The organism is Calothrix sp. UHCC 0171 (genome assembly GCF_034931845.1).
In the GTDB taxonomy this organism is placed as follows: Bacteria; Cyanobacteriota; Cyanobacteriia; order Cyanobacteriales; family Nostocaceae; genus Brunnivagina.
The window spans coordinates 278,149-301,199 of sequence record NZ_JAYGHN010000002.1 but is presented as its reverse complement, the minus strand read 5'-3'; the positions used below and the strand labels follow the sequence as shown (position 1 = coordinate 301,199).

At 39.1% G+C, this 23,051-nt stretch carries 19 protein-coding genes and 1 pseudogene; 9 read left to right on the top strand and 11 right to left on the bottom strand.

Annotated features, from left to right (window positions below):
- Window positions 1–10: 10 nt before the first annotated feature.
- From hypE to hypF, 6 genes and pseudogenes are all read right to left on the bottom strand, one after another.
- Window positions 11–1,108 (bottom strand): hydrogenase expression/formation protein HypE, encoded by a 1,098-nt coding sequence (gene hypE / locus VB733_RS03290; protein WP_416336284.1) that lies wholly within the window; start codon window positions 1,106–1,108, stop codon window positions 11–13.
- Window positions 1,109–1,164: 56 nt separating this feature from the next.
- Window positions 1,165–1,557: a VOC family protein gene (locus VB733_RS03285; RefSeq protein WP_323338672.1), complete on the bottom strand. Its 393-nt coding sequence runs from the start codon at window positions 1,555–1,557 to the stop codon at window positions 1,165–1,167.
- Window positions 1,558–1,672: 115 nt separating this feature from the next.
- Window positions 1,673–1,888, bottom strand: coding sequence for a 4-oxalocrotonate tautomerase family protein (locus VB733_RS03280; RefSeq protein ID WP_323338671.1), 216 nt, complete (start codon window positions 1,886–1,888; stop codon window positions 1,673–1,675).
- Window positions 1,889–1,963: 75 nt separating this feature from the next.
- Window positions 1,964–3,109: a hydrogenase formation protein HypD gene (gene hypD, locus VB733_RS03275; RefSeq protein WP_323338670.1), complete on the bottom strand. Its 1,146-nt coding sequence runs from the start codon at window positions 3,107–3,109 to the stop codon at window positions 1,964–1,966.
- Window positions 3,110–3,179: 70 nt separating this feature from the next.
- Window positions 3,180–3,440 carry a HypC/HybG/HupF family hydrogenase formation chaperone gene (locus VB733_RS03270; protein WP_323338669.1) on the bottom strand — a complete coding sequence of 87 codons (261 nt, stop codon included), beginning with the start codon at window positions 3,438–3,440 and terminating at the stop codon, window positions 3,180–3,182.
- 209 nt (window positions 3,441–3,649) lie between these two features.
- Window positions 3,650–5,344: pseudogene (hypF, locus tag VB733_RS03265) on the bottom strand (carbamoyltransferase HypF); the annotation flags it as partial.
- 230 nt (window positions 5,345–5,574) lie between these two features.
- Between hypF and VB733_RS03260 the strand changes: the two are divergent.
- The 3 genes from VB733_RS03260 to VB733_RS03250 all read left to right on the top strand — a co-directional run bounded on the left by VB733_RS03260 (window position 5,575) and on the right by VB733_RS03250 (window position 9,804).
- Window positions 5,575–6,684 (top strand): precorrin-8X methylmutase, encoded by a 1,110-nt coding sequence (locus VB733_RS03260; protein ID WP_323338668.1) that lies wholly within the window; start codon window positions 5,575–5,577, stop codon window positions 6,682–6,684.
- A gap of 342 nt (window positions 6,685–7,026) precedes the next feature.
- Window positions 7,027–9,474, top strand: a complete 2,448-nt coding sequence (gene pheT, locus VB733_RS03255) for a phenylalanine--tRNA ligase subunit beta (protein ID WP_323338667.1) — start codon at window positions 7,027–7,029, stop codon at window positions 9,472–9,474.
- Between the two features lie 60 nt (window positions 9,475–9,534).
- Complete coding sequence (locus VB733_RS03250; protein WP_323338666.1) at window positions 9,535–9,804, top strand: YciI family protein; 270 nt, start codon at window positions 9,535–9,537, stop codon at window positions 9,802–9,804.
- A gap of 15 nt (window positions 9,805–9,819) precedes the next feature.
- On the opposite strand, the gene VB733_RS03245 is transcribed toward VB733_RS03250, so the two are convergent.
- Window positions 9,820–11,679: a hypothetical protein gene (locus VB733_RS03245; protein WP_323338665.1), complete on the bottom strand. Its 1,860-nt coding sequence runs from the start codon at window positions 11,677–11,679 to the stop codon at window positions 9,820–9,822.
- A 257-nt stretch (window positions 11,680–11,936) separates the two neighbouring features.
- Here VB733_RS03245 and VB733_RS03240 point away from each other — a divergent pair, with 257 nt between their 5' ends.
- Entirely contained in the window at window positions 11,937–12,443 is a 507-nt protein-coding gene (locus tag VB733_RS03240; protein ID WP_323338664.1) for a hypothetical protein, read from the top strand.
- Between the two features lie 36 nt (window positions 12,444–12,479).
- The gene (locus VB733_RS03235) at window positions 12,480–12,974 is read left to right on the top strand and encodes an ureidoglycolate lyase (protein WP_323338663.1); all 495 of its coding nucleotides are present in this window, start codon (window positions 12,480–12,482) and stop codon (window positions 12,972–12,974) included.
- Between the two features lie 90 nt (window positions 12,975–13,064).
- Here VB733_RS03235 and glgB read toward each other — a convergent pair whose 3' ends face one another.
- The 3 genes from glgB to VB733_RS03220 all read right to left on the bottom strand — a co-directional run bounded on the left by glgB (window position 13,065) and on the right by VB733_RS03220 (window position 16,491).
- Window positions 13,065–15,356, bottom strand: a complete 2,292-nt coding sequence (gene glgB, locus VB733_RS03230) for a 1,4-alpha-glucan branching enzyme (RefSeq protein ID WP_323338726.1) — start codon at window positions 15,354–15,356, stop codon at window positions 13,065–13,067.
- Window positions 15,357–15,577: 221 nt separating this feature from the next.
- Window positions 15,578–15,901, bottom strand: coding sequence for a hypothetical protein (locus VB733_RS03225; RefSeq protein ID WP_323338662.1), 324 nt, complete (start codon window positions 15,899–15,901; stop codon window positions 15,578–15,580).
- A 410-nt stretch (window positions 15,902–16,311) separates the two neighbouring features.
- Window positions 16,312–16,491, bottom strand: a complete 180-nt coding sequence (locus VB733_RS03220; protein WP_323338661.1) for a hypothetical protein — start codon at window positions 16,489–16,491, stop codon at window positions 16,312–16,314.
- 295 nt (window positions 16,492–16,786) lie between these two features.
- Here VB733_RS03220 and VB733_RS03215 point away from each other — a divergent pair, with 295 nt between their 5' ends.
- Entirely contained in the window at window positions 16,787–17,410 is a 624-nt protein-coding gene (locus VB733_RS03215) for a hypothetical protein (RefSeq protein ID WP_323338660.1), read from the top strand.
- 173 nt (window positions 17,411–17,583) lie between these two features.
- Window positions 17,584–19,407 (top strand): penicillin-binding protein 2, encoded by a 1,824-nt coding sequence (locus tag VB733_RS03210; RefSeq protein ID WP_323338725.1) that lies wholly within the window; start codon window positions 17,584–17,586, stop codon window positions 19,405–19,407.
- 4 nt (window positions 19,408–19,411) lie between these two features.
- Here VB733_RS03210 and VB733_RS03205 read toward each other — a convergent pair whose 3' ends face one another.
- Window positions 19,412–20,518 (bottom strand): glutamate--cysteine ligase, encoded by a 1,107-nt coding sequence (locus VB733_RS03205; RefSeq protein WP_323338659.1) that lies wholly within the window; start codon window positions 20,516–20,518, stop codon window positions 19,412–19,414.
- Between the two features lie 402 nt (window positions 20,519–20,920).
- Between VB733_RS03205 and VB733_RS03200 the strand changes: the two genes are divergently transcribed.
- Both VB733_RS03200 and obgE read left to right on the top strand, forming a co-directional pair.
- Window positions 20,921–21,640: a Mo-dependent nitrogenase C-terminal domain-containing protein gene (locus VB733_RS03200; RefSeq protein WP_323338658.1), complete on the top strand. Its 720-nt coding sequence runs from the start codon at window positions 20,921–20,923 to the stop codon at window positions 21,638–21,640.
- A gap of 287 nt (window positions 21,641–21,927) precedes the next feature.
- The gene (obgE, locus tag VB733_RS03195) at window positions 21,928–22,965 is read left to right on the top strand and encodes a GTPase ObgE (protein WP_323338657.1); all 1,038 of its coding nucleotides are present in this window, start codon (window positions 21,928–21,930) and stop codon (window positions 22,963–22,965) included.
- Window positions 22,966–23,051: the final 86 nt, after the last annotated feature.

Genomic DNA, 23,051 nt, shown 5'->3' with positions numbered 1-23,051 from the left:
AGATTAAATACTAACAAATTCTTGGCAATTGTTCACCTACTAACATATCAATTATACGTTCTGCTCCAAAGCCAGCATTTAATAAAACTACTCCCGTAGGTGCATCAATTATTTCTCCAATGACACAACTATTTTCTCCTGCTGGATGTGATTTCATCACTGATAAAACTTGATCAACAGATTCCCGTTTGACAACTACTACTAATTTACCTTCATTCGCTAAATATAAAGGGTCTAAACCCAAAATTTCGCAAACACCTTTCACTTGTTCCCGTACAGGGATAGCTATTTCATGAATACGAATACCAACATTTGCACTCAAAGCAAATTCATTTAAAACAGTGGCTAATCCTCCCCGTGTAGCATCTCGCATTGCCTGGATATGAGGACAAACCTCAAGAATTTTTGCGACTAAATCATTTAAGGGCTGACAATCACTTTCAATATTACTTTCTAAAGCTAATTCCCCACGGGCAATTAATATAGCTGTACCATGATTACCAATTTCACCATTAATAATAACAACATCACCAGGTTGAATATTTTGCGTAGAAATATTTACGCCATCGGGTACTATACCAATTCCAGCCGTATTAATAAATAGTTTATCAGCAGCACCACGCTGTACTACTTTAGTATCACCAGTGACTATTTTGATACCAGCTTTTGTTGCCGCAACTTTCATACTTGTAACGACACGACGCAGTGTTTCAATTGCTAATCCCTCTTCTAAAATCACACTACAAGTTAAATATAAAGGCTTTGCACCTCCGACTGCTAAATCATTAACTGTGCCATTAATAGCTAATTCACCAATATTACTACCTGGAAAAAATAATGGGTCTACAACATAGGAATCAGTGCTAAAAGCAAGTTTATTTCCATATTGAGTTAAACTGGAAATATTGAAAGTTGCTTGGTCTTCAAGTGAGTCAAGAATAGGGTTATCAAAGGCAGTAACAAAGACATCATCGATTAAATCACGCATGGCTTTTCCACCACTTCCATGGGCTAAAGTAATATATTTATCTCGTACTTTAGCCGAATGACGATGATTGTTTCCCATCTTTTGAATTCCAATGTTTTGAAACAGAGGATTTTCTGGCATGATACCCCATTATAATTTTAGATTTTAGTTTTAGATTTGAGATTTATAGTTAAAATTTAGCTAGACGAACTATTAACTAGTTCGTAGAATGTAATACAAATACCCGCTAAATCGATGACAACAAACTCTTTTACTCCCCAAGGCTTAGTTTCGAGTTTTCCATTTGGGTGAATCATTTCACCACCCTTAGTTAGTAATTCGTCGTAATATTTTTCGATTTGGTTCACAGAAATACGCAAGGCTATAGACTCTGCTAAAGGTATATAGTCACTTTTAACAATAAATATTTCTGCGGAGTCGCGTTTGACTATAGCCATACGCATTGGATTACCTTCTTTGTGGGTGATGCGAAAACCGAGTTTATTTTCGTAGAATTTAACTGAATTTTCGACATCTCCAGCAGCAGGAATTAACGGACTAATGTTCCCCAAAATAGCTTCTTGAGTCATGATTAATAACTAAGTGTTTATGACATGGCTGTTCAAAAAGCTAGCAGAATGAGAGCTAGAATTCAATATATTTATTCAACATATTATTCCTGCTTTAATTAATAGTTAATATTCATTAAACTCCTTTCTCAATATGTCTACCAGCATGTTTATCAATATGTAATTGACCACCAACAGCCCAATTTTCGCGTTCAAATTCATCAATATGAACTGTCACCCATTCCGGCTTAGTACCCATTGTCGTGACTAAAGCATCTGTAATTGCTTTGGCGAGTTCTCTCTTTTTTTCTACTGAGTGCCCTTTGGCAATTTGTACTGTAATGAATGGCATTTATTTCTCCTTATTAGTGTTAAAACTAGTCTAACTTTTATAGAATTAAATTTCTGGTAAATATCTAATAATTAATTAGGCGATAACCTTATTTTCATCATGTTGTAATTGGCTAAAAGCCTTAGCAAAACGACCATACTTGTAATATGCTGCACATGCCCCTTCGGAGGAAACCATACAAGTACCAATCGGGTTTTCTGGTGTACAAGCCGTGCCGAAAACTTTGCATTGCCAGGGCTTTAAAACACCTTTTAAAATTTCTCCACATTGACATGCTTTATTATCAGCAACTTGAATATTTGCAGTTGTAAATTTTAATTCAGCATCAAATATAGCATAGCGATCGCAAATTTTTAAACCCGAATGAGCAATATTCCCTAAGCCTCGCCATTCAAAAGTTTCTCGCACTGTAAATACTTCATTCATTGCTTGCAAGGCATTTTTGTTACCTGCATATTGAACTGTGCGAATATATTGATTTTCAACTTGGTAATGATTGTTAACTAATTGATTTAATAACATCCAAATTGACTGAAGGATGTCGATTGGTTCAAAACCGGAGACGACAATTGGCTTATGATATTGCTGCGAAATAAATTCATATGGCTGACAACCAATTACCATACTGACATGTCCAGGACCAATAAAACCATCGAGTTGTAAATCGGGGTTATCTAATAATGCTTTTAATGCCGGAATTACAAGCACATGATTACAAAACATGCTGAAATTCTGAATATTTTCGGCTGCGGCTTGGAGGATAGTTAAAGCTGTACTGGGGGCTGTTGTTTCAAACCCAATCCCAAAAAAAACTACTTCTTTATTGGGATTTTCTTTGGCAATTTTTAAACTATCTAATGGTGAATAAACCATACGAATATCCGCGCCTTCAGCTTTTGCTTGTAATAAGCTGAATTTTGAGCCAGGAACCCGCATTGTGTCACCAAATGTTGTCAGAATTACATTACTATGTTTTGCTATGGATATGGCATCATCTAGTCTTCCTCTGGGCATAATACAGACAGGACAACCGGGACCATGAATGAGTTCTATATTACTAGGTAAAACTTCCTCAATTCCGTATTTAAAAATTGAATGGGTATGTCCGCCGCATACTTCCATGATTTTGACATGCTTATTTAAATTTTTCGAGATTTTTGCAATCTCAATCAGCAGTGTTTCCGCTTTTTGTGGTTCCCGGTATTCATCAACGTATTTCATAGTAATTTGTGATTTTAGATTTTTTTAATAGACCAAATCAATTCACTTCGATATGATAATTGTCAGCCAATTAATTGCTAAGTGCTGCTTGTGCGGCTGCTAGTTCTTGCAAGATTTGCAAGGTTTCAGCCGCTTCTTCTTCATTAATTCGATTCATAGCAAAGCCGACGTGAACTAATACCCAGTCTCCAACGCATGATTCTGGCGGATGGTTTTCGTCAACTATGCAAGCAATATTTACTTGACGTTTTACACCGCCAACGTCAACAGTTGCTAGCTTATTTTTTATATCTGTTATTTCAACTATTTGACCAGGAATACCTAAACACATTTATTTATCCGTAGAGTATAAAAGAGAAGTTAGTAGTTAGTCGTGGGAAGTGCGAATTTTAGGAGTGTATCTTTGTATCAAGATGCTGACTGCGTGAGAATAGTATTTCTATATATTTCTTAGATATTTAAAATATACTATCAAGATGAATTAATTCAAATTAATTTTTAATTAATTTTAAACTAACTTTTTAAACTAGCTTAAATTAGCTAAATTAATGATTTTGCTGCGGCAACTACGACTTGCCCTAAAGATATGCCTCCATCATTTGTTGGTACAAGACTGTGGGTTAGCACTGGAATTTTGAAGACTGTTAATTGCCGTTGAAGTTTTTCTAAGATAATACTATTTTGGAAAACTCCACCTGATATTACTAGTTGGTTAGCCTTGTATTGCTGGAGAATATTGGCAACAACTTTGACTATGATATTAATTAATCCTTGATGAAATTTAGTAGCGATCGCTTGTGGTGGTAAATTTTGCTGCAAATCATCAAGGAGTTGAATCCACATTGGTTGTGAATCTATATATTTAATATTATTCGACTTAATAATTTCAAAGTCATAACTTATTGATTCTTCATATGTACCAAAACTATAGCTATCAATTAATGCTTCCATCTCGATTGCAGCTTGTCCTTCATAGCTACATTCTTCACGACAAATTCCTATCGCCGCAGCTACAGCATCAAATAATCTGCCAACTGAAGATGTCAAAGGTGAGTTGATACCTTTAGTCATGGCTTGATTGAGAAGTTGATATGGCTGCGATCGCCAAAATTTAAATAATTCTAAATCTTGGTATTTTTCCTTTAATTCCTCCCAATTTGATAGTGATGCTAAATGAGCATAAGTATTACGCCAAGGTTGATAAATAGCTTGTTTACCTCCTATCATTGGCACTGGTTTAAATGTTGCCACTCTTTGGTAATCATGGTAGTTAGCTAAGATAAATTCTCCACCCCAAAGTGTTCCATCATCCCCATAACCTAAACCATCAAAAGCAATACCTAAAACTTTCTCTGTATCCAGAGGCAAATTATTTTCTGCCATACAAGCGGCAATATGAGCATGATGATGTTGTATTTCTACAACTTTAATTTGATTGCGATCGCCTATTTTTTGACCTAGTTTACTTGATAAATATTCGGGATGTTTATCAATGGCAATCACTTGAGGTTTATGCTCGAATAAATTCAAGTATACATCTAATGTTTGCTGATATTCTTGGAATGATACAGCATTTTCTAAATCACCTAAATGTTGGGAAAGAATCGCTTTACCGGAATTTAAGAGGCAGAAAGTATTCTTTAATTCTCCACCCATTCCTAAAATTTGAGGCGCTTGGATAAACCCATCTGGTAACTTTATTCCTGCTGGTGCATAACCTCTAGCACGACGAATTATTTGAATTTTATCGGCAATTACCCTGACTACAGAATCATCAACGCGATTGACAATTTCTCGATTATGCAACAAAAAGTAATCAGCTATCTTTGCTAATTTTACCCGTGCCTCATCATTATCAATACATTGCGGTTCATCAGAAATATTACCACTGGTAAACACAATTGGACGATTCATCCGCTTGAGAATGAGATGATGTAGGGGTGTATAAGGTAGCATAAAACCAAGACTATTTTGTCCAGGTGCAACAAAATCAGAAATTGGAGGATAAGAAATTTCTGGGTTAATCTTTCCGGTTCTTTTTTTGATTAAAACAATTGGTGCAGCCGAACTTTGTAATAATTCTCTCTCTTGGGCATTGAGAGTGCAGTATTGTTCAATTACTGTGATGTCGCGTGCCATCATAGCGAAGGGCTTGTGGAATCTTTGTTTACGCTGACGGAGTTTTTTAACCGCGTTTTTGTTTGTCGCATCGCACGCCAGATTAATGCACGCTATCCGATGTGAATATGGGGATGGGGAGATGGGGAGACGCGGGGATGGGGGGATGGGGAGAATATTTTTATGCAAATTTCAAAATTATCTCGCAATTATGCACTAATAATCTAAGTATTAATATCAGTATTAATTCAAATTAATCCAAGTATCAATTCAAGTATTAATCTCAAGATGAAGTAGGTAGGTTGAATTAAATATAAACCCTGATAAACCCGGAACAGACAGAATCAATGAATACTAAATGCTTAACCATCAAAGAACTAACAGACGCAGTCGGCAGTGGTATCACACCAAGAATGGTGAGACATTACCACCAATTAGGATTATTACCAGAAGTAATGCGATCGCATGGTAACTATCGCCTTTATACTGAAAGAGATATCCGTCGGTTGCAAAGAATAGTCGCCCTCAAACAACAAGGATTTCAACTCAACCACATTCGACAACTACTCGACGCTGAACCAGAAAACGACGACAGCCCTACTCTCACAGCACAGTTACAACGTCAATATCGAGTTGTCATGCAGCAAATAGCCCAACTGCGACAAACGGCATCCGCACTTGAAGGATTACTTGGACGTGATAAACACTGTCAAATTGTCCAAGCTGATGTTTTAGCACAACTCAAATTAATCGAAGTCGAAACTCAATCGGGATTAGAAGGACTTCAAGAATTGTGGGCTGGATTAGATACAGAAGTTCATGCACATCCCGAAAATTTTCAGGAATCATTACAAGGGTTGTTACCAGATATTTCTCACCTTTCGGAAATTGAACAAGATTTAATTTCCAAGTTGGTTTTAGCCTGCGGAGATGTGAGTTTAGTTGGATTTATCCGCTTCGGAAATAATGCTTTGGCAACAAGTCGAGAAGCACTAAAATCGGGATGTCAAATTATTGCAGATATTTCTTCAGTTGCAGCAGCATTTGACGACACGCGACTAACTCATTTAAATTGTCGCATTGATACTTTTATTGATAATCCCCATATTACTACTGCCATAGAAGCCGAACAAGAATTTTGGCAACAGGAAAAATGGCGTGATAAGCTGCAAAAAATTCCTGCAAATAGTATCCTTGTCATTGGTTATGCGCCGGCAATTTTATTATCTATTTGTGCCGCAATTAAACAACAGCAAATTCCTAAACCAGCATTAGTAATTGGAATGCCAATTGGTTTTAGTCACGCTCCCGCAGCCAAGAGACAATTAATGCATTCAGGAATTCCATTTATGACAATTGAAGGGACTATTGGGGGCGGGTTATTAGCCGCAACTGTCTTAAACACTTTAACAGAATGGATAATTGAAAAACCCGATTGTCACTGTTATTTAAAGTAACATAAAATTTCATTTTTTCTTGTCACTAAATAGAAAAAATTATTTGTAACACTGTGAAAAAATATCATTTTTGACAATTAATTTTCGCGTTCCCATATCCTCGTATTCATTGTCTGTAGCAAACATGTAGGGAATCAATATTATGAGGATTATTAGGTATTGGCATTTCTCAATCATTCCACAATTAGCTCTAAAATATAAAGTTGCAGGTGAAACCGGGTTCCGGGGGTGGGTTTCCATCCTGACAAACTAGAGCCACCAAAAGGAAAGATGCTCAATCGGAGCAAACTTCAACTGTGCATTAATATATTTAAGCTGCTATTCGCACAAACACTAAGATTCATGCGTATTTCGTTAAATTGGCTACGGGAACTAGTAGAAATAAAACTAACCCCTGAAGAATTGGCTGAAACCTTGACGATGGCGGGGTTTGAGGTAGAAGATATTGAAGACCGTCGCACTTGGGCTAATGGTGTGGTAATTGGGCGCATTGTCCAACGCGAACAACACCCCAATGCTGACAAATTAAGTCTTTGCCAAGTTGATATTGGTAAGGGTGAGAATTTACAGATTGTTTGTGGAGCTGCAAATGCACGGGCGGATATAGTTGTACCCGTGGCAACTGTCGGCACATATTTACCTAATATCGATTTAAAAATTAAACCGGCGAAACTGCGGGGTGTTCCTTCCAATGGCATGATTTGTTCATTAAAGGAATTGGGTTTACCTACCGATGTTGACGGAATCCACATTTTTACCGAAGAAAATCTACAATTGGGTAGCGATGTCCGTCCATTTTTGGGTTTGGATGATGTGGTTTTGGATGTGACTGCAACTGCAAACCGTGCTGATGCCTTAAGTATGGTGGGAATTGCGCGGGAAGTTGCTGCTTTAACAGGGGGAAAATTATCAATTCCCGAAACGAACCTCAGCAATTTAAAGTCTCTCTCTTCTGAGAATACTAGTCTCAATTTAAAAATAGAAGAAACCAAAGCTTGTCCTGCTTATTTGGGTACGGTGGTAGAAAATGTCAAAATTGCGCCATCTCCCGAATGGTTACAGCAACGATTACGTGCTGCCGGAACTCGTCCCATCAATAATGTCGTGGATATTACGAATTACGTCTTGTTAGAATGGGGACAACCGCTTCACGCCTTTGATAGAGAAAGATTACAAGCAATTGGTGGCAAAGAAAATCTGACTATTGGGGTACGTTTTGCCAATGCTGGCGAAACCCTAAAAACCCTCGATGGACAAACCCGCAACTTAGCCAGCCAAAATTTATTAATTACTTGCAATGACAAACCCGTGGCTTTAGCTGGTGTCATGGGTGGTGCCGAAAGCGAAGTTCACGAAGGTACACAAAATCTGATTTTAGAAGCCGCATTATTCGATAACGTCGCCATTCGCCGTTCTTCCCGCAGTGTTGGCTTACGTAGTGAATCTTCGTCACGATACGAACGTGGGGTTAATTTTGCCGGATTGGAAATTGCTGGCGATCGCGCTTTAAGTTTATTTGTCGAACTCGCTGGTGGCACAATAGTTACGCAAACAGTCGCCGATACTCGTCCTCACCCGACGACTTGGAATCGTTCAGTAGAATTACGGTTAAAGCGTGTTAATGAATTACTTGGACCTGTGCGTTTGGGTGATGATGATGCCGGGGAACTTGAAGCTGCGGATGTGGAACGTACCCTCACAGCCTTGGGATGTCAATTAACGCCTACTGGTGAGCAAACTTGGACTGTGGTTGTTCCTCCCTATCGTTACCGCGATTTAGAAAGAGAAGTTGATTTAATTGAAGAAATTGCCCGTCTTTACGGTTACGATCGCTTCTGTGATACTCTCCCAGAAACAGCAGAAGGGGGCTATTTCCCATTTGAGCAAGAAGTGACTCGCAAGTTACGCTATGCTATGCGGGGTGCTGGCTTAACGGAAATCATCCACTATTCCCTAGTCAAACCAGGGGAAGAACGGCAGGTAGTCTTAAGTAATCCCCTGTTGGCGGAATATTCAGCTTTACGAACCGATTTAATTACAGGTTTGATTGATGCTTTCCAATACAACCTGGAACAAGGTAACGGTGCTTTGAACGGGTTTGAAATTGGGCGAATTTTCTGGCAAGAAGAAACAGGTTTACAAGAAGCCGATGCGATCGCTGGTATTATGGGTGGAGATCGAACTGTTGGCAAATGGTCACGCGGTGGCAAAGACCAACCGATGACGTGGTTTGAAGCTAAAGGGATTTTAGAAAATGTCTTTAGGCAAATGGGTTTGCAAGTTGAATATCAACCAGATCGCCGCGAATCCTATTTACACCCCGGACGTACCGCCTCGTTATGGATAGGTGGCAATCGACTCGGAACTTTTGGACAGTTGCACCCACAACTACGTAATAATAAGGGTTTACCAGATGCCGTTTACGTATTTCAACTGGATTTAGATGTATTTATAGATGCCCTAGATAGAGACGATATCCAAATTCCCGCATTCAAAGCCTACTCAACTTATCCAGCAAGCGATCGGGATATTGCCTTTTTCGCACCTGTAAAAGTCAGCGTTGCCGAAATTGAGCGGGCAATCAACAAAGCCGCCAAGGAATTACTCGAATCGGTAGAATTATTCGATGAGTATCAAGGAGAACATGTCCCCCAAGGACAGCGCAGTTTAGCATTTCGTTTGGTATACCGAGCCAACGACAGAACTCTCACCGATGGCGAAATCGAACCAGTACATCAAAAAGTTCGCGAAGCACTGGTAGAAAAATTTGGTGTTAGTCTCAGAAGTTAGAAATGTAGAGGCGATATCTGCCAATTCTCTCAAATTCATTACTCATAACTTTTTTACGTCATGCCAAAATACATCATGTGGGGAAGCTATTGCGAAGACGTTTTAGAAAAACGTGCCCCCTATCGTCAAGCACATCTTGATGGATTAGCTCAACAAAAAGAATCTGGAGTTTTAATGACAATTGGTCCTACTAAAGATGTCACCAAAGTGTTTGCAATTTATGAGGCTGACAGCGAAGAAATCGTCCGCCAGCTAGTAGAAAATGACCCTTATTGGCAAAACCAAATTTGGACTGAATACGAAATTAAAGAGTGGATTCAAGCAATTTGAAATAATTTGTAAATGTCAGCGTAGTAGTAAGGCGATCGCCGCTAAAGTTTTGGCTTGAAATTCTTTATCAGTAATACTTTCAGCCGTTGCGATCGCTTGCTTTTTTTTACCAGTTGAGGCAAATTTTTCAGCGATTTTTTTTAGAAGTAAGGAGTCACTTTCTGGTTGCCTGTTTAATATTTGTAATGCTTCTTCGAGTTTGCCTTGTTCAATTAACTTATCAGTAACTTTATCATTCACAGATTTTTTAGAGCCTTCACCCTGGAGATTTTTTACCAAGTTTAATGCCCCTTGAATTTCACCAAAATCTGCTAGTTGCATGGCGATATCAGTTAAAGTTGACTCTTTCTCAAGAGCATTTTCCAGAGAATTAGCTAATTGCATCGCTGTTTCTGTTTGTTTTGCTTCAGTTAAAGCGATAACAATATCATGAAAAATTTGATAATCCTCGCTACTAGTAGCTTTTAGAGGTATTTTTGGCAGAGATAAGGTTTGAAAAAGTTGCTTTGCTTGGGTTTGCTGTCCATTTTTTTGTAGTTCATCAGCAATCGCAATTTGCACAAAAATCCTACTGGTTGTATCGGGAATATTTTTAATTAATTGTAATGCTTGAGATAGCTGTTTTGTCGCTACCATTTGTTTACCTATTGCTGATAAAACGCTGATTTTATATTTGGGATAATAAAAATAATCTTGTAAAAACTCAGGCAGTGATTGCTTATTTGCTGTTAGGATTTGGGCAATTTCCATTGCACTATTAAATTTTTGCTTTTGTGCTAGTTTAATGCCAATTTCCGCCAAGCTATTTCCTCTCACAAAAAAAATGCCAATATCATAGCCTGAGCTAATTGTTGTTGGTGAAGGAATTTCAGCAGCAAGTTTCTTAGCTATAGATAAAGCAAAAGATGTTTCTCCTATATCTGCCAATTTTACTGCTATTTTCGACCATACTAGTGCTTTTTCTTGGGGAGAACGAATTTTTTGAGATGCATACCAAGTTTGTTTTATCGGTTCTAGCTGACGTAAATTATTTAAAATACCCAAGAAAGCCCAAGCTTGATAATCCTGTGTATAGTCACCACTTGCAGAACTACAACCAGAAATAGTTTGAGCAATTGATAATGCTTGATTTAGTTGAGCTTGTAAACTTAAATTAGCCGATATTTTTGATAATATTTCGTGTTTATAGTTAGCACAACTACCGTTGGCTTCATAGTAATAATCACCTGTAATTAACCGAGTATATTGTAATGCTTGTCCTAAAATTTCTTGAGCTTGCGAATATTTTCCATGCTCTGTCAAAATCAAGGATATCTCATTAAAAACTTGAGCTTTGATTAAATTAGAAGGAATTTTTTGACTAAAATCTAATGCTTTCTCAATAAATCCAGCTTGAGCTAATTTAATACTAGTTTCACGTAATGCTTCTTCTCTTTCATATTCACTAAAATCTTTGTTATTTTTCTGAAGTAACTGTATTACTTGGTCAAATATTTGAAGAGAGCGTTGTTTCTCACCAGTTTGCGCTAATTTGACAGCAATATCCGATAAAGTATTAATTTTATTACTATAAATAGGTATTCCCTGGGCTATTGCGATCGCCTTTTCAAATAATTTTAATTTATCGACATCTTTACTTTGATTGCGATTATTTCCTTTTACTGAAACAACAGCTAATTCTGCCATAAATTCCGATTTTTCTGGAAAATGACTAAGTATTTTACTATCTATAAAATCAACTTTTTTTTCTACATTTTTATTTCTAAAATCATCATCATTTTTTGTACTGTAATGCCCAGCAACAATATTACTCTGAGATAACAATAAAAATAATGAAAGGGCAAGAGACGGCAAATATTTTTGAGTTGATTGCATTGGATTGAATTAGTCCTATTTTTTAATTTCAAGCAAGCATTTTAAATTAAACATATTCGATTTATCCATTTGAAAAAATAATCTTCAAACAGTTTAATAAAAATTTTGTAGTTTATCTCTAATCCTCAAGTTCTCCAATATAGATTCATTCCGGCAATCAGGAATTACGCATGATTGTGCCGAATACATTTTTTAATATTACTGAGAGAATAAAAACTGATATGCTGACTATGTATTTTAGTATCAGGATTTCTAAGATGACGGAGCTTATTCTAGCAGAAGACTTGGCTAGGATGGGGGCAATAAAATCTGATATCAATCATCTGATTTTAGATGATGTCTTGTACTCGCGAGATACCTCATTTTCTCTACGAGTTCAAGCTGCTGCGGAACAAATGTATCAAGACTATCAACAACAAAATATTAAGTGTTTATTGGTGAAAGATAGACATATAATCACCCTCTGGCGATCGCAACCCTGCACAGCCTCTAAAAATGAGCTGCAAACACTCCCGTCTCCCCCAAGCTTAGTTCCTCCTCAAACAACAAATCAAGGGGATTCTGAAGCACCTGAAGATGAGAAAATAGTTGAAAAAAACTCTGTTTCTCAAACACATTTCCAGTCAGATACTAGAGAAAAGATAATGACTTATCGAGGCAACATTTATAAAGTTATTACCAATGAAAATACTTTACTTGAGGCTCCATCAGAGAGTAAACCAGAAGACTTGAAAAAACGTATTTATCGAGGTGTAATTTATTAGCTAAGGTTAAAATGTCCTTCCTTTCAATTCATAATTATGGCAACTTCAACAACAATACAACAAATTCCAGCAGAAGCGATCGCGCCAGAAAGCTTTGCTCCCTACGGACAAGTAATTTTTGCCAGTCAAGATGGTGCAACATTTGATAGCACAGATGCTCAATTAATTTTAGATCAGGGTACACCTCGTTTTTATATTATGCAGTTGCAAAAACGAGGAACAAGATTTCATACGATTACCCGTCATGTGAAATGTACACAATGTTTGGGTTCTTTAGCAGGAAAAAACTGGTTAATCGCCGTTTGTCCACCCAATAATGAGGTGAGTGAACCCGACTTATCACAAATGAAAGCATTTCAAATTCCTGGCAATTGCTTTATTAAGTTAAATCTGGGAACTTGGCACGCAGGACCATATTTTAACCATGATGTGGTGGATTTTTATAATTTGGAATTAAGTGATACAAATGTTGTTGACCACTTCACCCATAGTTTTCTAAAAAGTCACCAGATTGAGTTTGAGATTATTTAATTTTTCCAAAAATAATCGAAAAAAAGTGGGCATTATTTATTTTATTGCCCACCTCCACAAGAATTTTTATTGACAACAAATCACAGAATCCTATTGCTGTTCCATTACCTGCGCTGTCTTCTGTTTATCCAACTTCAAAATCAACACACTCAATGGTGGTAAACACAAATCAAGCGAATACTGGCGACTATGCATCGACCAATTATCAGTCCACTTACCACCCAAATTACCCATATTACTACCGCCATACTTACGGGCATCACTATTAAATAACTCAGTGTAAAAACCAGGTTCAGGTACACCAATACGGTAATGTGAATGGGGTTGTGGCGTAAAATTACATACTGCAATTACAAAATCATTCGTATCCTTGGCGCGACGGATAAACGAAGCCACACTATGACGGTTATCGCTACAATCAATCCACTCAAAGCCTTCTTCCGCAAAATCTTGGCTGTAAAGACAAGGTTCGTTCTTATACAAATTATTCAAATCAGCGAAAAATTGCTTTAACTGCTGATGGGGTTCATATTGCAACAAATGCCATTCTAAATCGCTCCAGACATTCCACTCACTCCATTGTCCAAATTCCATGCTCATAAACATGGTTTTCTTACCTGGATGGGCAAACATGTAAGTAAATAAAGTCCGCACATTCGCGAATTTCTGCCACCTGTCACCGGGCATCTTGCCAATAATATTACTCTTCCCATGCACAACTTCATCATGGGACAGTGCCAGCATGAAATTCTCACTGTGGTGATACCACATGCTAAAAGTAATGTTGTTTTGATGGAATTGACGGAACCAAGGATCCATGCTGAAATAATCGAGCATGTCATGCATCCAACCCATATTCCACTTCAAATTAAAGCCCAGTCCACCAACGTATGTGGGCCAGGATACCATAGGCCAAGAGGTTGATTCTTCGGCTACGGAAATAGCACCAGGGAAGTAGCTAAAAATTAAATGATTCGTTTGACGCAGGAAATCAGCCGCTTCGATATTTTCCCTGCCACCATACTGATTAGTAACCCATTCGCCCTCTTTGCGGCAATAATCGAGGTACAACATAGACGCAACCGCATCAACCCGAATTCCATCAATATGGTATTTGTCGAACCAGAATAGCGCATTTGCCACCAGGAAATTGCGGACTTCGTTGCGGGAATAGTTAAATACCAATGTCCCCCATTCCTTATGTTCGCCTTTGCGGGGGTCAGCATGTTCGTAGAGGTGCGTCCCGTCAAAAAATGCTAAACCATGCCCATCTTTGGGGAAATGCCCAGGAACCCAATCCACAAGGACACCAATTCCATTTTGATGGCATTGGTCAATAAAATACATGAAGTCTTCCGGTGTCCCAAAACGTGATGTGGGTGCATAGTATCCAGTGACTTGATACCCCCAGGAACCATCAAACGGGTGTTCAGCAATGGGTAAGAGTTCAATGTGGGTATATCCCAACTCCTTCACATAGGGAATCAGGCGATCGCTCAATTCGCGGTATGTTAAAAAGCGCGAACCTGGATTGAGTTCAGACACGGGAACGACAGCTGCATATGTACCATCAGGTAGTGTGGCGGGTTCGGCACTCGCAGCATGTAACCACGAACCTAAATGCACCTCATAGACGGAAACTGGCTGGTTCAGGGGTTCGGTGTGGCGACGTTTCTCCATCCAGTCACTATCATTCCACTCATAGGTGCTGAGGTCGGTGACAATGGAAGCAGTTTTGGGACGGGGTTCTTGCTGGAAGCCGTAGGGGTCAGATTTTTCGTAAATATGCCCCTCAATATTTTTGATTTCGTATTTGTAGTGTTCCCCCGCTTGAATTTCGGGAATAAATAATTCCCAAACCCCCGTCTGACCTTTACGCATTTGGTGCTTGCGTCCGTCCCAATTATTAAAATCACCAAGTAAGGAGACATTCCGAGCATTGGGTGCCCAAACTGCGAAATAAACGCCCTTTACGCCATCAATTTCGGTCGGATGTGCCCCTAATTTTTCATAAATGCGGTGGTGGTTCCCTTCTGAGAATAAATGCAAATCAAATTCCGTAATTCTGGCAGAACGGAAAGCATAGGGGTCATAAGTTACCCGTTCGTGTTCGCCTTCTTTTATTCTTAACTGGTAGTTGTTTAGTTCTTTAATCTCAATCGTACACTCAAAAAAATGAGGGTGATGCACGCTTTCCATTGGGTATTCTTTACGTTCTTCCGGCAGGACTACCCATACCTCACTAGCATTTGGTAGATAGGCTCTCACAGCCCAGACTTTTTTACCATTTTGCTCAATTAGATGGGAACCGAGAACCTCAAAAGGGTCTTGATGTTGGTTCCAGATAATGCGGTTAACCTGTTCGGAAGGAAGAGTGGTCATAGACATGAAACTACCTACGTGCAGCAGTAAAGGGCTAAGTAAATTTTCTTTTTTTATCTTTGTCTATATATATTCTTTACATTTATTTGCAATTTTGTCGCCTATTTGGCTAAGGATCAAGGGTGAATGGGTAATAGGGTATTGAGAGAAGATACAAAACGATAACCAATTACAATTACTGATGAATTCAGGATTGGGGATACGGCGTTGCTGATTTGAGCCTAAAAATTCAAAAAAGGGAAAAGTTGCAGTAAAGCTTTACGTATCTGAAGCAGAAAAATTCGTTCGCGGATTCCGGAATCAAGTTTGGGTGGCGGAACTTCCCGTAGTTGAGCTTGCAGTTCGATATATTCTGCGGCTGTGAGTTTTTTCCCATCAATAGGCGATCGCGCGGCGGTAATGATCTCTGTCCGCAAGATTTCTTCAGGTATATCGTCGGCTGGTGGTAAAGATAATGCTGGTTGTAAGCAATTATCAGCTATCCAGATGGAAATAGTGGTGATGACTGCGATCGCCGCTAGCAGAAGTTGTTTGTTTATTTTCATCCCCCTAACCAATAATTCCCAATTTAATTCGTAGAATCAATCCCAAATCGACTGACTCATCTGATTACATTTAATAATCAATCAATTAACTTTTAATATCAATAATTCATCATTTAAGTTCATTAAGTAAATAAAATAAAGACCCGGCAAGACAGCAAGCGTTGCCAAGGTCAATATTTTTATATTCTATGAATATGCTAGAGAAAATGCCTAAGGGCTACTTCCAGCGAGACTATACGTAAATTTATTAACGCTGTCAAAATTCAAATTACTGATACTACAGCTATTACTTAGCGATCGCTGGACTCATCACTAGCTCAAGATGTAATGATTTATTCGCTGGAAGCAAGAAAGCTCCAAATCTGTATCCCAAAAGTTCTGAGATGAAACTTTAAGGTCAGGGCTTCGCCTTACTTGGCAGGTGTACCTGTAGCTGTGGGTGTAGGTGTGGCTGTAGTAGTGCCAGCGTCTGTTGGTTCACCTGTTGGGGATGCTGTGGTACCTGCGGGGGGGGTTTCACCACTATCACAAGCTCCAAGAACTGTTGCTAGACCTAATACAAGAGCAATACCAAAGATTTTAATTTTCATAACTCCTCTTTCACCAAATGCGGCACTAATAGTTTTAAGCCTGAACATTAAGATACCGCATTTGTTGTTTTTTTTAAATTTTTTTTAGCTGAATTCACAAAAGCCTCTCAATATAACCCTAATCATCAGGGATAGAGTTCCTACTTCATTTTGAGTAAATTTTGCCATTAGCAAAGACTAGTGCTTACACTAAGGTAAATTTTACCCTGCATCAAGGTTAATACTTAAACTACAATACAGTATTTTCAATCTCAACCAAGTTGACTCTCAAAAAAATTACTCTCAACTAAAACCTATGGCTGTTGCTCGTAAATCAGACGTTAATAATTCTACAAAGGCTGGTTGGTTCGGAGGTAGACGTTCTCGACTTCGCGCAAATTCTCGTACATCTGTTTCCATTGGTGGTTCGGGAAATATCAGGAGTCCCATGACTTCAACAAGTATTCCCAAACGGAAGTTAAATCAAGTGCAACCTCGCACTCAGCCCCAAAAATCTGAGACTCAAGGAAAAAACAGCAGCACAATTCCTGTTATGTCAGCATTAGAAGCAATGCCTGCGTGGCTGCTGCGTTTACATCAGTTGCAACGTCAAACGGCAGTGGTATCATTTGTACTGGTCATGGCAACACTAATTGCCTATGGCTGGACAGTATACTCACAACAACTTTGGGGTAAATCTTATCGGAGGTTGCAAAATTTGCAACGTCATGAGCGGCAATTAACCATTACAAATGGTGTACTTAAAAGTAAAATGGCTGCTGATGCAGAACAACCGAATGCAGGACTAGTTTCTCCCAGTCCCGCCGGAACGATTTTTTTACAGGTTGCGCCTGGAACTACCAACTCTGTCAATTCTCTTTCTCCTAACGAACCTAATCATGTGACTCCACGAGAGCAAAAGTCTATTCCTGGGTATTAGGAAAAGAACAATGAAAAAAATGTTTGCAACACATCCAGAAGATGAGACGCTATATCACGTCTCTACAAAATTCATCTGTCGCATTCTTTTTTCAAATTGGTATCAAAACTCAGCCCTCAAAGCATCTACAGCAAAATACATACTTAACCGCACCCAATAATTTAGTATTCCCCATGCAGAAGTTTCCCAGCAAAATCAAATTCCGAAATTTTCGGAAGTCAGAATTTAAAACCAGTCTGCGAAATCGGACAGCGCGGAAATCGCCGGATACTTTGATACCACCAGCAACAGAACAAATATCTAATCCGAAAATTCGTTTGTTCGCTGTTTGGGGAGTGCTAATGGCGGCGGGAGTAGTTTTGAGTTTTAATTTATACAATTTGCAGATTGTGCGTGGTCCCAAGTTAACGGAACAGGCAAGAAAGCAGCAAATGGTGAATTTGCGTCCCTATATGCCTCGCCGACAGATTGTTGATAGGAATAAGGATGTATTAGCAATTGATCAACAGGTGTATACTTTGTATGCCCATCCTAGGCAATTTAACGAGCCACGTCATAAGGTAGCGGAACTCTTAGCGCCAATTTTAGATAAAGAAGTAAGTGAATTAGAAACTAAATTTGCAGCTAAAAAGAGTGGTATTGTATTAAATTCGACATTACCCGAACAATTAGCCGATCGCGTATCTGCATTATCTCTCAATGGGTTGGAGTTGCGCCAAAAATATGCACGTTTCTACCCACAGCAGGATTTAGTTTCTGAGGTAGTCGGTTATGTTAACTTGGATCGTCGCGGACAAGCTGGGCTAGAATACAGCCAAGAAAAGCTGTTGGAACGTTCTGTGCAAACAGTGCGTTTGAGTCGTGCTGGCAATGGTGCTTTGATGCCAGATTATGTACCCGAAGGTTTTCCCAATTTTGATGACATGCGCTTGCAACTAACTATTGATAGTCGTTTGCAACGTGCTGCGCGGTTTGCTCTCAAAAATCAGATGAAACGGTACAGTGCTAAACGTGGTGCTGTCATCGTCATGGATGCTTATGATGGTTCATTGCTAGCAATGGTGACACAACCAACTTATAACCCTAATGAGTATTCTAAATCAGACATTTCGCTGTTTAAAAATTGGACTGTTGCCGATTTATACGAACCAGGCTCGACTTTTAAACCATTGAATGTGGCGATCGCCCTGGAAGCTGGTATTATCAAGCCAGATGATACATTCAATGATTCGGGTATTATTCAAGTAGGCGATCGCACGATTAAGAATGCTGAAAACAAACGCTACGGAAATATTACCATCGCCCAAATCTTACAAAACTCTAGTAATATCGGCATGGTGCAAATGATTCAGCGCTTGCGCCCTAGTGTTTACTATGGTTGGTTAGAAAAGTTAGGCTTAGGGCAAAAATTAGAAACAGATTTACCTTTTTCAGTCGCCAGCCAACTCAAAAACCAAGAAGAATTTGTCGCCACACCCATTGAACCAGCTACCACTTCCTTTGGTCAAGGTTTTTCCTTAACACCCTTACAATTAGTACAAATGACTGGGGCTTTAGCCAATGGTGGCAAATTAGTCACACCCCACGCCATCAAAGGCTTGTTAGATAGCAAAGAACAAATGCACTATACCCCAACACGTGCAGAACCTCGACAAATTTTCTCACCCATCACCACCCAGAGAGTCGTGGAAATGATGGAAACTGTAGTTTCCGCCAAAGGTACGGGAAAAGAAGCCAGGATTCCTGGATATCGGATTGCGGGCAAAACCGGAACTGCCCAAAAAGCTAGTAGTTCTGGGGGTTATCAAAGTAATGCGAGAATTACCAACTTTATTAGCATTTTACCAGCCGAATCTCCCCGTTATGTGGTTTTGGCGATCGTTGATGAACCCAAAGGGGCAAATGCCTATGGTGGAACCGTAGCTGCACCAATTGCTAAATCTGTTATGGAAGCTTTGATTACTACCGAACAAATTCCCCCCAGTCAGCCAAGATAAAAAATTAACGAAAACTGGAATATGTTTGCATTAATGTATGTTCAATTGAACCCAAACTGTTGAAAGTCCGAATCATTTGATGGGCAGGGGTTTGCCGTTTTTCTAACATGTTTTTTAAAGGAGTAAGCAGATTAATATCAGGATCATTTGCCAGTGCAATTTCGGCAGCTTGGATAATCTGAGATGCTGTATTATAAATCTCCTCATTATCAAATGCTTCCCTTGCCGAAAGTTGATGCATTGCCGGATTAGGTGCGATCGCATATCCTGGTAAGCTATGATCAAGAATTAATCCTTTCAATAAAGCTAATATTCCTGCATATATAGAAAAATCATCGCAGCTATCGCAGGACTTAAATTCAATCCTACCAATTTCCGCCGGCAGACGAGCAATTTTTGTCAATGCTGGAATACTGGAAATTAATTGCTCTGGCTTTTCGACAAATACTCTCGTGGCTGCCCGTTTTCCAGTGCGGATAAATGTTCTCACAGATAATCCTTCCCACAAACTACCTTGATAAAAGGGAGAACTGTAGCTAAAAGGAACAATATAAGGACTATAATAAGTAAGTTTTTGACCAATTTGAATCACTTTTTCTACTGGCAAGTCAGCAAGGGAAATATTCAAATCAGGTCCATAGGAAACCATGTAAATATTCACTGTTTGCTCGTCTGGATAAGCTTGTAGTTCACTGAGTTCGTATGCATTTAATGGTGGTTGCGGCTCGTAGGCTGTGAGAGCAGGATTATAGCTAATCAAAACAGGCAAAAGTCCGAATTTAGCAGCAACATCTCGGAGTAAACAAAAACTCTCATTTAATTCCCAAATAGTATTTTGAATACTGGAATGAATTGTAGTGCGAATTTCAATCCCTTTGGGAACACATTCCACAAATTCTTCATTCAATCCGAAACGTTCAAAACCCTCAATATACCATCGTTTTTTCCTAATTCCAGCATCCCCCATATGTAAATATAAAGAATCATTCGCATATTCAGGTAATGCTGCAATAATTTGATTAAAATCAGCAAACTTTGCTCGTGAAAAATCCACAAAATTTCCCGCGAAGTCAACGAAAGCGACTTCATGTTCAATGCCAAAATAAAACATTACTAATAACCTTTTAGTGTTGAAGTGGATAATGGGCGATGATTCAATAATTTAGGATTTAGCGAGAATTCGCAATAGACTATTGCAAAAATTTAGCAAATAAAATCTGAACTTTTAGTTGCTGAGAATACATTCATATTCTCTATAAAGTAAACATTGTGACTTAATTAGGTAATTTCTTCTTGATATAACTTGATCAAAACTGATTTTTAGCAATTAAAAATAATTATCAATACGTCCAGAAAAAATTCTAGCGTAAAATTTTCCTAGTAGCAATTTAAAACAGGATTCGATTTGGATTAGTAGTTTCCACATCTACCTTTGTCCGTGTCATCCACTCCCTGTTTTCCCCTTCGTCTCCACAGGCTACTATGGACTTGAAATAGCTTGAGGCGTGAGTTTATGACGAGTGCGGTTCAATCGAACTATAGTGAAGAACAAGTGTCTGCTTGGTTGCGGGGTTTACTAGCGATCGCTTGGGCAGATGGTGACTTCGATGCTCAAGAACAGGAGCTAATTGCCAGTATTACCCAGAATGAGCTAGCTCCTGGCATGAAAATGGATACTTTGGAGGATATTTCACCAGAAGAACTAGCTGATGTATTAGGGAAAGGTACACCCCTAGCAGAAAACTTTTTGCGGACTGCGGTAATGGTGGCGATCGCAGATGGTATTTATACTAAAAGCGAAGATTATATGTTGCACGAGTTGTGCAAAGCTTTGGGAGAACCAGGCAATATTCTGGAAGCATTACGCTATACCCTCGAACATCCAGAGGAACTAAAACCAGCAGTATCAACATCCGCAGCCTCAACGTCAGTAACCCCAACAACAGCCCCAACAACAACACCATTAAAACGTCCCGTTGATCCACTCCATCCCCTACGCGACTGGCTAGATGGACTCGAAATTCAGGACCCCAGCGTTGCCCGTTTCTTGTGTAAAATGATTCCTTCCCAATGTCCCTTTGCAAGGGATGTGAAATTATTTGGACGCAAAATAGTCCACATTCCCCCATTATGTAAAATCAATCCTCTCTATGAACAGCTTGTAGGTTTGCGTTTTCGCGCCCTTTCCTATCTCGCAGACGAATGCAAAGAAGATATTACGCCTTATATATAAACATAGTGAGAATTAGAAACCAGAGAGTACAGTAGGCGATCGTCTAATGTCTACCCTTGATAAAAAAGCAAGCCTGCATCGGCGTACAGCGTTACCATCGGCAAATATCTATCTACCCAGAATCTGCGGAATGACAACTGAAAATTAGGCAAGAAGTGGCAAGAATAGTTTGGGTTTTCATCAAAGAAACGAGTTAAGAGTAAATTAAGAGTCTATAATTATATGGCTCTTAATTTCTAGCTCGTAATCATTAACTAATAACTCTTAAAAACCATTAACTATTACTTATGCAATTTATTGACCAAGCAAATATTGAAGTTGAAGCCGGAAAAGGCGGCGACGGGATTGTCGCTTTCCGACGTGAAAAATACGTTCCCGCAGGTGGTCCCGCAGGTGGAAATGGGGGAAAAGGTGGCTCAATATATTTTCGTGCTGTTGAAGATTTACAAACTTTGCTTGACTTCCGCTACAACCATAAATTTAAAGCTGGCAATGGCTCCCGTGGTGGTCCCAACAATTGTACAGGGGCAAATGGTAAAGATTTAACCATTGATGTACCTTGTGGAACAATTATTTATAATGCGGAAACAGGTGATGTCATTGCCGATTTGATACAACCCGAAGAAACTGTGTTGATTGCCGCAGGTGGTAAAGGTGGTTTAGGCAATAAGTATTTTTTGAGCAACCGTAACCGCGCACCCGAATATGCACTCCCAGGTTTAGATGGCGAGATTAAGTCACTGCGTTTGGAATTAAAGCTTTTGGCGGAAGTGGGAATTATTGGACTTCCGAATGCGGGAAAATCAACTTTAATTTCGGCGTTATCTGCGGCACGTCCCAAAATTGCTGATTACCCCTTCACGACATTAATACCTAATTTGGGAGTAGTCAGGAAACCTACTGGCGATGGTACGGTATTTGCTGATATTCCCGGATTAATCGAAGGTGCATCCCAAGGTGCAGGATTGGGACATGATTTTTTACGACATATTGAAAGAACCCGCGTTTTACTCCATTTAATCGATGCAACCAGCGAAGATATTATCGGCGATTATCAAACAATTCAGGGAGAATTGGCTGCATACGGGAAAAATTTAGCTACACGTCCACATATTTTGGCGTTGAATAAAATCGACGCTGTAGATCGTGAAAATATTAACTTAGATGAATTGGCAATTCAACTTCATCGTATTTCTGAGAATAAAGTCTTTATAATTTCGGCTGCGACTCGTGCAGGTTTGGATGAATTGATGCAAGAAGTTTGGAAGATTTTGGATGAGATGAATGCGGTGGAAACAGAAGAATTGGTTTTAATGCAGTCGTAGTTTGTCATCGCAAACAATACAAATATATCCTGTCTCCCTGGATAATCTAAAATCATTGTTTTCTCGGCTGTTCGCGTCAAAACAAT

Bases quoted from the DNA above. Each gene is read 5' to 3' on its own strand.
- obgE (WP_323338657.1), top strand. From the start codon at position 21,928: ATGCAATTTATTGACCAAGCAAATATTGAAGTTGAAGCCGGAAAAGGC.
- VB733_RS03280 (WP_323338671.1), bottom strand. From the start codon at position 1,888: ATGCCATTCATTACAGTACAAATTGCCAAAGGGCACTCAGTAGAAAAA.
- VB733_RS03245 (WP_323338665.1), bottom strand. From the start codon at position 11,679: ATGCAATCAACTCAAAAATATTTGCCGTCTCTTGCCCTTTCATTATTT.
- hypD (WP_323338670.1), bottom strand. From the start codon at position 3,109: ATGAAATACGTTGATGAATACCGGGAACCACAAAAAGCGGAAACACTG.
- VB733_RS03240 (WP_323338664.1), top strand. From the start codon at position 11,937: ATGACGGAGCTTATTCTAGCAGAAGACTTGGCTAGGATGGGGGCAATA.
- VB733_RS03270 (WP_323338669.1), bottom strand. From the start codon at position 3,440: ATGTGTTTAGGTATTCCTGGTCAAATAGTTGAAATAACAGATATAAAA.
- VB733_RS03260 (WP_323338668.1), top strand. From the start codon at position 5,575: ATGAATACTAAATGCTTAACCATCAAAGAACTAACAGACGCAGTCGGC.
- VB733_RS03205 (WP_323338659.1), bottom strand. From the start codon at position 20,518: ATGTTTTATTTTGGCATTGAACATGAAGTCGCTTTCGTTGACTTCGCG.
- VB733_RS03215 (WP_323338660.1), top strand. From the start codon at position 16,787: ATGGCTGTTGCTCGTAAATCAGACGTTAATAATTCTACAAAGGCTGGT.
- VB733_RS03285 (WP_323338672.1), bottom strand. From the start codon at position 1,557: ATGACTCAAGAAGCTATTTTGGGGAACATTAGTCCGTTAATTCCTGCT.
- pheT (WP_323338667.1), top strand. From the start codon at position 7,027: ATGCGTATTTCGTTAAATTGGCTACGGGAACTAGTAGAAATAAAACTA.
- glgB (WP_323338726.1), bottom strand. From the start codon at position 15,356: ATGACCACTCTTCCTTCCGAACAGGTTAACCGCATTATCTGGAACCAA.
- VB733_RS03250 (WP_323338666.1), top strand. From the start codon at position 9,535: ATGCCAAAATACATCATGTGGGGAAGCTATTGCGAAGACGTTTTAGAA.
- hypE (WP_416336284.1), bottom strand. From the start codon at position 1,108: ATGCCAGAAAATCCTCTGTTTCAAAACATTGGAATTCAAAAGATGGGA.
- VB733_RS03235 (WP_323338663.1), top strand. From the start codon at position 12,480: ATGGCAACTTCAACAACAATACAACAAATTCCAGCAGAAGCGATCGCG.
- VB733_RS03220 (WP_323338661.1), bottom strand. From the start codon at position 16,491: ATGAAAATTAAAATCTTTGGTATTGCTCTTGTATTAGGTCTAGCAACA.
- VB733_RS03200 (WP_323338658.1), top strand. From the start codon at position 20,921: ATGACGAGTGCGGTTCAATCGAACTATAGTGAAGAACAAGTGTCTGCT.
- VB733_RS03210 (WP_323338725.1), top strand. From the start codon at position 17,584: ATGCAGAAGTTTCCCAGCAAAATCAAATTCCGAAATTTTCGGAAGTCA.
- VB733_RS03225 (WP_323338662.1), bottom strand. From the start codon at position 15,901: ATGAAAATAAACAAACAACTTCTGCTAGCGGCGATCGCAGTCATCACC.